We start from the raw sequence: 12,110 nt of genomic DNA, 5'->3' as shown, positions 1-12,110 counted from the left end.
ATAAACGGTTAGATTGAGGATGTAGAGTGAAAAAATATAATCATCATTTTGGATAACTGGTCAATCATATAATAAATAAAATGAGTCAGCAATCATTGAATCTTGGTTTGCTTGGTAGATTTTAAGTAGTGATAAGTATAATAAATTATTTAAATTTACTATAGGTGAAGAGTATGAAACGTATTAGTATCGAATTAATTTTCCTGGGAAAAAATTTAGTTATGATGATGATAAGTCGTTTTGAAAAATTTAATTTGATTAATCGATGCGCTCTATTTAGTAGGTTGTGAGAAATGTCTATTTCATTGTTGTAGCATCTTAAAAGATATATATATAATAGTTTATTTAGATATTTATTATAATAAGTATCATATGAGTAGCGGTTTAGTTTAGCATTCATCATGTGATCACAGACGACACGCAGACTGTCGTTTCTGTTCAGGTTTGACTTTGTAAGGCTGTTAGGTGTGTCGACAAAGTAAAAAGTACAGGGTGTATTTACATATCCGATACTAGGATAGATTCTAGCTATTCTCCACCATAGGTCGCGGTCTTCCGACACTTTTAATATAGGATTAAATAATCCTATTTCTGTAAATATAGTTCGATATATTAAAAAAGCACTAGTTTGAAAGATGTCAGAATATAAACTTACCTTGAAGAAATTTAGAATTTCAGAAGTGGCGGATCTGTATAAAGTATTGCTTGAAGGGATTAGATTGTTTGCAAGATTATTATTAACACGCACTACGTACCCAGCGCACCATTTCAATTTATTGTATTTATATAGTATATTTATCTGAGAGGATAACTTGTCTGGTAGCCATTGGTCATCTGAGTCTAGAAAGGCAATGAGTTCTCCTGAGGAGGATATTATTCCTCGGTTACGTGCAGCGGCTACACCAGAATTTTCCTGCTTTATATACTTTATGTTATCAAAATATTTCTTGCAGACCTGCTCAGTGTTATCAGTAGATCCGTCATCAACAATGATTATTTCAGATGAATAGTAATTTTGATTAATTACACTCTGTATAGCCCTGTCTAGAGTGTGGGCCGAATTATAGGTTGGTATTATAGTTGATACCTTCATGATATGGTAAAAAGAAACATAGTAGAAATTTAAGATACTGTATGCTTATAATTAATAAAAAGGTTTCGTGATCAAATTCAATATTCCTATAATAGAAAGTTTTATAAAAATGATTAACAATATTAATTGAAGTATAACAGAAATAATGTTTGTATCTTAACCGCTAAGAGCCTTTATTTAGTGCTTAGGGGCTATTGCATTATTAGATAGTTAGTGTCCTATTCATATTATAAAAACGATAAATAAAAAGAAGGCAAACAGTACCTCTCCTTATCTGTAATTTAGTTGATGAGGCAAAACCTATCGTGATTTGACTAAATAGTGATTGGGTTATTGTGTAAATAATTGTTTATATAGTAATGTTGCATAGGATAGCGGAGAGCCTACAGGTGTTGGTAATGAAAATATCTTCCGAGATTCCTTTTGACCAACCTTCAAGTTTCGGATGCATGCACCCACGTTTGAAAATCATCGATAAACCTAGCCGCTCTTAATTATATTCTCATATGCGGTGTTCAATGTCTTAAATGATTACTTGTGCTTTAAAGATAAATAAATATTTTTAGTCAAATTCTATCTTTATGTTGTTCATATAATAATCCAAGAGTAGTATTGAATTTTCGTAACTCTATAGAATGATCCCTATATATAATTAATGGTCTTTTGCAAAGCTAAAATAAAATCTAAGCCCTAAATTAACGTCTATTAGAGACCGTTTTGATAGTCAAATATTATAATACTAAAAAAAGTCGATATTATATCGATTTGATAGCTAAACTATTGCATATGAAGTTAATTGATTTATCTCTATTGTTTGAAAGTATTTCATTGGCATGCTTGTAGTCTATTGGATTGGTGAATAAATCTTCAAGATTTTCAATGTTATCGTAAACTAACCTTGTTTCCAAATTAAACATTCTTAATAGGGAGGTAATTCTTGCAAGGCCTCTTTTAGGGTTGCCAACAATGATAAACTGTTTATTAAAAATGATTGAGAATACGGCACCGTGGTAAGAATCAGAGATGACAAAATCGCAATTGATGATATTTTTCAGCCAATATTCGACAGAAGGATATATGTAATTCGTATTAATGTCTGAAGATTCATATTCTAAAATGCTTTTGGGCATAAGTGGAATTGATTCTAAATTAAAAAAATTAGTAGTTTTTCGAATAATAGATTGCTTTTCAATTGAATCATCTAAAATATATGTGGCTATAAATGGTTTTGTATTCTCACTTTTATCAAAGCTTGTAGCGATAGCTTGATAGTGCGATGGTTGCAATAGCATGGTCGGGTCTAGTACATGTATTGCTTCAACGTTGAGAAATGATTTACATAGATTAACTGCGGAATCTTCTCTAACAGAAATCGAATCAAATAATTGGGCTAACATTTTGCATTTAGATGTTAGTTCAGTTGTGTATTCCCAGTGGTCAACTCCAAATGATGCTGCATAGGCAATCCGTAAAATTCTGTTGTCATTACCAAGGAAATTCAAATAAAAAGTAAGAATATCGGGGGAATATTTTGGTCTCCAGACCTGATCGCTACCTACAATGTATGCATCAAAATTATATTTTTGTAAACATTTTATTTTTTTAATTGAAGTAAGTTTGGTTGTCTTATTTATATAGTTGTCAATAAATGCATTGGTATTTTGTGAAATGATTTTTTTATGGTTATTTGAATAGTGATCGACTAGTTGTTTTAGCCTAATCTTACAAGTTGTTGGAAATTCATTTTTAATTTCTGAGAGAATATCAATAGTTTTCTTGGCAAATGATTTCTCGGTCGAAATGTCTATTGTTAGCACATCGTGTCCTAATTCTATAAGTGTCCTTTGGAGGGCATAGGCTTGAAGTAGGCCACCATAGTTAGTGTGTAGTGGTTGTGTAAGAATCCCAATTCGCATATTATTTCTTTAGAAAAAAATGGTTATTAAGTTTGCAGGAAAATAAATGATGGAAATAATAATCTCGCGGTAACATAGGTTTGTGCATAATCATGAGTTGAAGAATGTTTAAAAGAATTTTAAACCTGTGCGTATTTATTATGTATCGTAATTATGTTACTTGATATTATCGTTTCCAGATTTTCAATGTTTTTGTTAGGCAGAGTGCTCGGAATACTCGACGTCTAATCGTATCCATTTATTTAGATTAATTTAAATTTGAAAATAGATGAGTAATGAAATACCGAATATGTAATGGTGATTTATATCTGATTTGAGCCGAAATTGCATCAAAATTCCAAGGCAAATCCTCGCAATTTATAAAATAGCCATTAGAGTTTGCTAAATTAAGTTATTATTCACATGTGATAATCTAATAATTAATTAGATTATCAACCTAAATATTTTCAATGATTGTCTAGTTTGTTTTTTTATTCGCTTAAAACTTCTCTTAATTTTGTCAATGGTTGAAGGAGGTTTCATGTATTTGTTTGAACATTTTCAAAAGGCATATTGTTAAGGTCATGAAAAAAATCGATCGATCTTTATCTGGTTTTGACTGATCCGCAAATGCAAGGATTGTATTTAATAGCTAGGTCTAGGTCGACATCATGGAAGAGTAGATCGGCCCGGCAAAAATTAATAACTTCTTGTGCTTTAATAGTTGAAAGAATAACTAAAGAAGTGCCTTTGTCGTTGTCCCATTCAGGATGAGTAGAAGATATTCCCCAAAAATCACCTAGCGAAAAATCTGCTACACGTGGTAAAGATGAAAACAGATATGCGTGACAAGGAGGTCGAAGATAGAGATTTTTGAGAAATCCAATCATGAAAGGGTCATCATAAAATTCTTTTAAATATTCAGTATTATTGTTAAACGATAATGCAATAGAAAATCTTTTCCAACCAGAATCTTTGCGCCTAAAATCTATTTTATAAACCTTTGCACTATGTTTGTGTTCAAGTACATTAAAATAGGATGAGAAGACTTTTGGTGATGGAACGCCATGGCAAATTAGATCGCAGGTTTATAAATTAGGATAGTCTTTACCTAAATAAGTATAGAGGCCTGTTATTTGACAAGGGATTCCTGAGAAAAGAGTTAACCTACCGCTCTTTAAATATAACTTAGTTCCAAAATATGTATTATCAATAGTGCTTTGTAAATATTTTGACCCTCTAAATTTAGCTGTATCTGAGGGGGATTCAGAATGCTGATGTCGAAGCGTCATATTATCATCAAAAGCAGCACCTATTACAATACCATTTCTTTTAGATATATATTTCATCAACGCGCTAAAGATTCCACCAGATGAACTTGCTGTACGTATTGTGTCATCATTATGCCAAGCGGCATAGGATCTTGTGAATCTATTTTCTTTGTTCAATGAGACCAGCATAGGGCACGATCGTTCACATTTTTTACAATTAATGCAAAGTTGACCATCTACTTCAGGATAAAGAAAGCCTTCATAGTCAGAGACCATTTTAATGGCGTCTTGTGGGCAGGTGGAGAAACAAGAGTGACAGCCGCAACAGATCTCTTTGTTAGAGATATTGATCATTTGTCTATCCTGTAAAGATTGTAAAGAGTTTAATGATCCTTTTTTATATTAATGCTGTTAATCATAAAACTATATATTATGGCCTGTTAACTGTAGTAAATGCTTATAGATTAATACACTCATTGATCAGATGAATATTAATTAGGGAAATGGTGCATCGAATGAGGCCATATGTTAAATATTTATTATTTGTGTAATAAAGATAATAATATAATTTTTATTCTAATTGAAATTGATGAAATAATAAATAGATATGCTAAGCTTAGAATTGCGGACATAATTGCAACAGTATAAATATTTTTAGTTGTAAAGGAAAACAGTGAGAAAATGTTAAATGATTTGAAGGTTATTATAAGAAGTAAAGCAACAATGATATTTGGCATGATTGCTTTAGTATATTGAAATGCAGAGATAGCAGCTATGCGAGATGTATAAAATGGTTGAATAAATATTTTCACAATCATCATTGGTATAGCAGTACCTAGGGCAACACCAATAATGCCAAGGGTTGATGCTAAATAAATGCTCAGACAAACATTAACAAGAGCTTCGATTGTGGTGACAAAGGCGTAATATCGGTGTTTGTTTAAAGCAAACATGAGCGCTATCCCGGGAGTTTGAGCTAATGCAAAAATATATGCGATTGTAAGAATATATAAAACTGGGATGGCTCCTTCGAATTCAGGTCCAACCCAGAAATTTATAAAAAAATCACCGAAGATTAGTAATAACATCCCTGCGCCACAGGATATGAAGCTAGAAACGGATAATGATTTAAGAAATGTCTCTTGTAACTCAGATAATTCGTTAGAACCTTCTAATGCTGCAAACCGTGGTTTCAAAACCCCCATCCCAGAAACAATTATCTTCAAAAAGTATTGAACTATTAGTGCAGCAATTGCATATATACCAACTTGGTCCGTACCAATGAATTTACCAATTACAAGGCTGTCAATTTGTAGTCTGATGAGATCTGATATTGATATTATTGTTGAGTAACCGCCATAAAGTAATAACATTTTTAGAGTTTTGGAGCGAATAAATTGTTTCATTAAAACAAATTCGGGCACCACCTTTTTCGAAATAATCGAAAAAGCCAATAGTGAGATAATTGTTGCAATCAGGCTTGGATAAGCTATTCCAGATAGTCCTAGACCAGATTCCAGTATTAAAATTGTCAGCACAGCACGTAGGATACTTATGAAAATATTCACTATATTTACAGTTAAATAACATTCCTTAGCGGTGATCATGGCTGAAAATACTCCACTTGGGAAGCTCAAACCAGTCGCAATGCCTAATAATATAATTATATTTTGGAAATTCGATGATTGACTAGGATCAATTTGAAAAAAAGTAGTAAGAGGAGTGGAGAAAATAATAGATAAAATGATTGCAATAAGGCCTGTAGTACTGAACATGGTGATTGCAGTATTGGCCACACTATTAAGGCCATAGTTGTCATTCATTGCAATACTGCGGGCCATGTAACGAGTAATAGCGGAACCAACTCCCATATTTAATAAACCATAATATCCTATAAAATTGCTTACTAATACCCAAATACCATAGCCATTTTTCCCTAGGTGTGAAATGATATAAGGGGTCAAGAAGAAACCAATTAAAACTTGTACGAACAAAGATGCCCAATTGCTAATAGCATTTATTTTTAGTGAGGATCTCTTTGTTTTCATATCAAATTGGAAGTATTGTATTTGACTTATTGGTAAGTTCTGTGATTTCTGTTAATTGTTTGTTATATTAACATTTCAAAAGTTTAAAAATATCCTAGCTTTCTGTTCATATTACCTGCAACATTCTCAAATATATTAAGTTGTTCTGTCGTAAGATGCGTTCTCCAGCGTTCATCTAAAGTGATATTGCTTGTGTCATCAAGCCTCATACCATTGCCAATCACATGATGTTCTTTATATCGGAAATCGCTTGAAAATGTTGTCGATGAAACACCAAGAAAAATTGCAATTTGTTTTAGTGTTTCTTGAGGATGATTGCATAATGTTTCATAGCGAAGTTCAAACCATTTTTCTTTAGGGAGGCATTCGCGAAGATGATCTGCCTCTTCATTGCTACGTCTCCATTCCAAAGAAGCATCAGCAAACGAAGAGTGTTCATTAGATAAAAAACCTCCCGCACCACCATTGCGAAGAGAAGCATTTTGGCAGTCAGCAAAAATGGCTGGGTTTAAATATGCAAGAGCAACACCGCGACCATCGCGAATTAAACGTATAACAGAGATATCGAGTTCGGGATTACGAAGTAAATATTTAAGTCGGATTCCTATCTTCGATGAATCAACAACAATTTTTTTCTTCAACCTGAGTGCTACGCATTCTATGAGAACACTATTTTTAAGAAGTACTTTGTCTAGGTTATTTCTCCAAGTAGGTGAAAGATTAAGAGCTAAATCTCTTATATTCTCCAAGAAAGGACCGCGGTGTAGTGGCTTTAATAATTTTGACACATAAGGGTCCATATTTGTACGGATGTCTGTTCCAGCATCTGCGATATCAAAAACAAATCCTCTTTGTAACATATCATCGCTTATTCCATTCCAAAACTCACAATCTCTAATCATTTTACGGCAAGAGCACCTATATAAGCTTGGGTCTCCTAAAGTTGTAATTTTCAATTCACCGACGGTGCAGATTTCAGGGTGAGAATTAAGGAGCATTGCTAATAGAGTAGAACCAGAGTGACTTGGGGCTAAAATGTAAACGAGACGAATTTTGCTATCTTGGAACTTGTGCTTGTGATGTAAACTTTTAAACATTACATTACCTCCACAGCAGATCATCATATGAGTTTTCGACTGTGATATTATTATGGGGAGGAAGCTGAAGACGTTGTACGTATATACGTAACATAAGTCCGATCGCGCACCACATTCCTACCGCACCTTCACGAGGATAGAAAGTTTGACTGCCTAAGGAGGCTACTAATAATGCAAGTGTCAACGCTAAACAGAAACCTCCTGATGCGATGAACTCTAGTTGTCTGTTATCACGGAAAAGAGAAACGCTGTATTTCAAAACTACAAGATAGAAAGGCAATATAAATAAAGCACCAACAAATCCAGTGTCGAGCAATAGCTGCAGGTATGCATTGTGAGGGTGGGGAAATGTTTCGGAGTAAGTGTGTAGTAGGAACCCTGTTAACCCGGTTCTAATCATTGCTTCTTTTCCATAACCAAAAATAGGTGCCTCTTTTATTTTATCAATTACTAAAGGCCAAGCAATGTTGCGACCTGATGTTATGGTATATAAGTCTGATCCATTGTTAAGTGTATATGCCTCTTCATAAATACTGTAGTCCCTCGCTTTGGCGTCATTTCCAAATCCTTGATTTATGCGATCCAATGTACCAGGTACAAAAATTAAAATTGAAGCCGCAACTATAGGGGCGAGAAGGAGATAGCGTCGCCAACGATACCAAAGGAGCACGCAACCGATAACTGCCCAAGTTAAATAGCCCATTCTGCCACCGGTTAGTGCTTGAGCGAAGATAATTAAGAGACATGCTGTAAGCACGAAGATATTGTAACGCCTGCCAATAAATTGACGACAAGAAAAAATAGCCCATGAGGCACCAGCAAACATCATAGATAGATTGACTCGATGAAATCCTATTTCATTAGTCAATATCTTAAGGCCTCTTCTGGAGAGATCACCTCCACCGCTGATTGTTTCAATAGGCATATATTTTATAACCTGCAAGGCTAAAAGAAAATATACTAATGATATAGAAAGAATGCCCATGTAGAGACGCTTCCGATCACGACAACCGTCAAATAGTAGTAAGCCTGGTAACACCCATTTGAAACTGTTAATAAAATGCTCACTTACTAGGCTCCCGAGTGAGACAGATTCTCGACCAATTGAGATAAGATTCTGATTAAAGTTAGTAATATCGCCTAGCATCCGAAAAGAAGAGACGAGAGTGATTAGCAAATATAGTTTAAGCAAATATTTGATATTTCTGGGAATATCAAGAGATAAATTTTCCTGTTTACGTTGGGATAACCAGGATATTAATATTATAAATAGTAATATATTCCATGGGTTAAGCCCCTGGACTCCCATAATGGTTTTGGGCATATCCGGGTGCTCGATAAAAGCTGTAAGAATAATTAGACCACAAAGAGATCTATACCAATTACTAAAGGCAGTTGTGCTTAGGTAAAAAATGACTAACCATAGCAATGTTTGTCGAATCACGTTGCTTAACCTTTGGGTTTTTAGTGTAAATATCTCTTAGCAACTTCTATTATCGTCAACCAGAAAAATAACGAATTTGTGACCAGGTACCGTTTCCACATTCTTCTAGGTTCCTGAACAAGACGATAAAGCCATTCCATGCCACAGCGTTGCCATGCAAGTGGGGCGCGTTTCACTTTTCCAGCATAGACATCAAAAGAGCCGCCGACTCCATGGCAGATGGGAACATGAATGGTATCACTCCATTTGGAGAGAAATTGTTCTTTTTTGGGCGAAGTTATTGCCACGAAAAGAATGTCCGGTTCAGACTGGGCAATATCGTTGGCTATGGATTCTTCTTCTTCCGGTAAATAGTAGCCGTTGCGACGCCCGGATACAATAACACCTGGGAAGTCTGTTGTTATTCTTTCAGCAACAGTGCTGTTAATTTCTTCTGTTGCTCCAAGTAAATATACCCGATACCCCTTATGGTTGCCACGTTCAAGCATACCCATCATCAAGTCGATACCAGCAACCCTTTCTGGCAAGGGGTTGCCGAGGAGTCGGCTCGCCCAGACTACTGAAGCACCGTCCGCAAATATTACATCTGAGGAGAGTACGTCAGCACCCAGGTCTGGGTTTCGATGCATGTTAACGACCTTTGCCGCATTGACTACCCCGATTTGCAGAGGGGACGAGATGGCAATTGCCGTATCGATGAGATCGAGTGCCTGTTTCATCGTCATTGCCTTGATGGGAATGTCGAACAGTTGCACTGTTGGGTAGCGGTCGGCCTCTATCTGGATGGTATCATTTACAGTCATTTGAGTAGTAGTATTTATGTCAACGTGGAGGAGTTTTTTTGCGATGGTCGAAGATGACCAAAATCCTGAAATGTTACACTAGTAATATTTTTTCTTTTGTGAAGAAAGTTTTCAAGTTGGGTAAGTGAATAATCGGTCATCGCCTTAGGGTGGCCAATCGCATGGAAAAGTTGTTTGCCTGAAGCTTGTTCATCATGAAAGGCTTTGTTCAGCAGGCCAGCTTTCAAGCCATCCATTGAGGCGACGCTGACGGTTGAGCGGGTAAGGCGCTGCAGGTAATAGCGGGCACCGTATGAAAGAGGCGTTCCGTCACCATAGGTCTTGTGGGCTGTTTGTGACATGAGTTTGCGGCGCAAGGCCATGCGCCAGAAAAAAAGTGGAGTAAGCTGCATGGCACTTATGGGTATTTCGATAAAGGTGCCGTCTTTGTCTTCTTTATTTGGGTCAGTGCTGAAGCGCCAGTAACTTTTTAAAGGGGCAACGGAAAAATCAAACCAACGCTCATCATCATCGGAGAGGCCGCCACGATAGACGGTGCTGTCGAGCCAGATGCTGTTTTGTTTCAAAGCCGTTGATATTTCCGTGAAGGGCTGAAGGCACCAGCCGCCTGCACGAAAAGCAAAAACAGTGTCGCCTACAAGGTCTGTAAGGATTTTTTTACCGGAAGAGACGATTTTTGTTATTTCAACTGTAGGGAAATCGTGAAGTTTGTAACGGTTTGTATTTATTTGCCACTGGCTGCCGTCGTATGAGCTGTCTAGCCAATGTGGGTGGAGGTGAAGTTGGATGTCATGCCCAGTCTCTTTGAGGGTTACGAGCTGTTGCCTGATCGAATCGTAATCGCGCTGCAAATGGGGATATTTGATAGATTCTTCTGCAAGGCGCTGAAGATAAAGTGCGTCTACAAAAAACGAAAGCTGTACACCATATCGTTGAACTATTTCAGCGAGAGCCTGAGTTGGCTGTATAAGGCAACATTCGACCGAGCCGGTCTGCTTGCCGAAAAAAAGTTCATAGTCGAGGCTGAGAAGTATTTGCGTTTTCACATCGCCCCTTTTCGAAGCAGGACAACCGGAATGGTTTTTAAGAGAAGCCATATATCCAGGCTGAGTGACCAATTATCAATATACTGCAGATCGAGTTCAAGCCATTTGTGAAAAGGCAGATTGTTGCGCCCAGAGACCTGCCAGATGCAGGTGATGCCAGGTTTGACGCTGAATCGTTTTCTCTGGATTCCTTTATCAAAAAGCTCTACATCACGAATTGACATGGGTCGAGGACCGACAAGGCTCATCTCGCCGCGAATGACATTGATGAGTTGTGGCAACTCGTCAAGGCTTGTATGGCGTAAAAAACGTCCGATTCTCGTGATACGTGGGTCATTGGCAATTTTAAAGTTTGGGCCCTCCATTTCATTGAGATGTTCTATATCTTTGAGCATTTCCTCTGCGTTGACATGCATGGTCCGGAACTTGAACATTGGAAACAATCGTTTTTTTAAACCAACACGGTGCTGAATGAAAAAGATCGGGCCGCCATCATCAATCTTAATCGCTATGGCGATAAGTGCCATGATTGGCAAGAGAATAGGTAGTGCCACAGCTGAAAGTAGAAGATCAATAAACCGTTTGATCATGAGTTTTGTCTCATTCAGGGCGACAGGTTCAAGGGTCAGTATAGGAATGTCTGCCAGGTTGGTCAGGCTGACCCGGGCTGCGACAATGTTGAAAATGTCCGCCATGAATCGGAACTTTACCCCCTCTTCCTCGCAGGCAAGAGCAATGCTGTCGACATCGGTGATCATGGAGCGGGGGATGGCAACAATAACTTCGTCCAGTACATGAGACTTAAGGATTGAATGAATGTCATCAACAGTTCCGAGAATAGTTCCCCCTGAAACTTTCCGGCCAGTCAGTTCCGGATCGGTGTCAAGGTAGCCGATGATGTTAATGCCCCAATCTGCCTTTTTTTTCAGTGCTCGGGTGAGGAGTAAAGCACGTTCGCCTGACCCTATTATGAGTACATTCAGAAGCCCCTTACCTTGGTTGATTGCTCGGAGAAAATTGCGACGCACGATTAGGCGAGAACCAATCATTAACGTGACATCGGTTGCCGCGAAACCAATTATGATAATTCGGCTGACGTAATGGATATTGAGGATAAAAAGTAGAAAGAAAAGAATGCCTAGAACGGTAGCCATCGCTTGGATAATGGCGGCAACATAGAAGACGCTTGATGCGGAACGTGGGTTGCGATAAACATTGAAATAAGAAAGTGAAAAGATGAGCAAGGCCAGAATCAATGGTAATATTGCTATATGTGAAAAAAAATCCACCTGTTCATCGGAATGAATCTGCTCGAATATCCAGAGGGCGGAGGCAAAGCTCAGGACAGTAAAGAAAATATCCAAGAGACTCAAAAGGCGTTGCGTGTCCCGTGATCTTTCATCAAACATCTTT

The 12,110-nt window shown here is 37.1% G+C and carries 10 protein-coding genes; all 10 read right to left on the bottom strand.

From position 1 onward, the window contains the following. Window positions 1-145: 145 nt before the first annotated feature. Complete coding sequence (locus BUF15_RS28425) at window positions 146-1,093, bottom strand: glycosyltransferase family 2 protein (protein WP_073615459.1); 948 nt, start codon at window positions 1,091-1,093, stop codon at window positions 146-148. A gap of 755 nt (window positions 1,094-1,848) precedes the next feature. Beyond that, a complete protein-coding gene (locus BUF15_RS19830; RefSeq protein ID WP_073615458.1) occupies window positions 1,849-3,009 on the bottom strand; it encodes a polysaccharide pyruvyl transferase family protein in 1,161 nt (386 codons plus the stop codon). A gap of 584 nt (window positions 3,010-3,593) precedes the next feature. After that, entirely contained in the window at window positions 3,594-4,064 is a 471-nt protein-coding gene (locus BUF15_RS28420; protein ID WP_084554254.1) for a Coenzyme F420 hydrogenase/dehydrogenase, beta subunit C-terminal domain, read from the bottom strand. A 12-nt stretch (window positions 4,065-4,076) separates the two neighbouring features. Continuing rightward, complete coding sequence (locus BUF15_RS19820; RefSeq protein WP_073615456.1) at window positions 4,077-4,613, bottom strand: 4Fe-4S dicluster domain-containing protein; 537 nt, start codon at window positions 4,611-4,613, stop codon at window positions 4,077-4,079. A 185-nt stretch (window positions 4,614-4,798) separates the two neighbouring features. Continuing rightward, the gene (locus BUF15_RS19815) at window positions 4,799-6,307 is read right to left on the bottom strand and encodes an oligosaccharide flippase family protein (RefSeq protein ID WP_073615455.1); all 1,509 of its coding nucleotides are present in this window, start codon (window positions 6,305-6,307) and stop codon (window positions 4,799-4,801) included. An 83-nt stretch (window positions 6,308-6,390) separates the two neighbouring features. Beyond that, on the bottom strand, window positions 6,391-7,404 hold the full coding sequence (locus BUF15_RS19810) for a sulfotransferase (RefSeq protein ID WP_073615454.1): 1,014 nt from the start codon (window positions 7,402-7,404) through the stop codon (window positions 6,391-6,393). Between the two features lie 4 nt (window positions 7,405-7,408). Next, window positions 7,409-8,848 carry an O-antigen ligase family protein gene (locus BUF15_RS19805; protein WP_073615453.1) on the bottom strand — a complete coding sequence of 480 codons (1,440 nt, stop codon included), beginning with the start codon at window positions 8,846-8,848 and terminating at the stop codon, window positions 7,409-7,411. A 20-nt stretch (window positions 8,849-8,868) separates the two neighbouring features. Further along, complete coding sequence (locus BUF15_RS19800; RefSeq protein WP_084554248.1) at window positions 8,869-9,651, bottom strand: WecB/TagA/CpsF family glycosyltransferase; 783 nt, start codon at window positions 9,649-9,651, stop codon at window positions 8,869-8,871. Between the two features lie 14 nt (window positions 9,652-9,665). Beyond that, the gene (locus BUF15_RS19795) at window positions 9,666-10,502 is read right to left on the bottom strand and encodes a polysaccharide deacetylase family protein (protein ID WP_143170794.1); all 837 of its coding nucleotides are present in this window, start codon (window positions 10,500-10,502) and stop codon (window positions 9,666-9,668) included. Between the two features lie 191 nt (window positions 10,503-10,693). Next, a complete protein-coding gene (locus BUF15_RS19790; protein WP_073615451.1) occupies window positions 10,694-12,106 on the bottom strand; it encodes a sugar transferase in 1,413 nt (470 codons plus the stop codon). Window positions 12,107-12,110 lie beyond the last annotated feature (4 nt).

The organism is Desulfopila aestuarii DSM 18488, from assembly GCF_900143695.1.
Classification (GTDB): domain Bacteria; phylum Desulfobacterota; class Desulfobulbia; order Desulfobulbales; family Desulfocapsaceae; genus Desulfopila; species Desulfopila aestuarii.
Note: the sequence above shows the minus strand (reverse complement) of the source record. Positions and strands in the feature narration are given on the sequence as shown.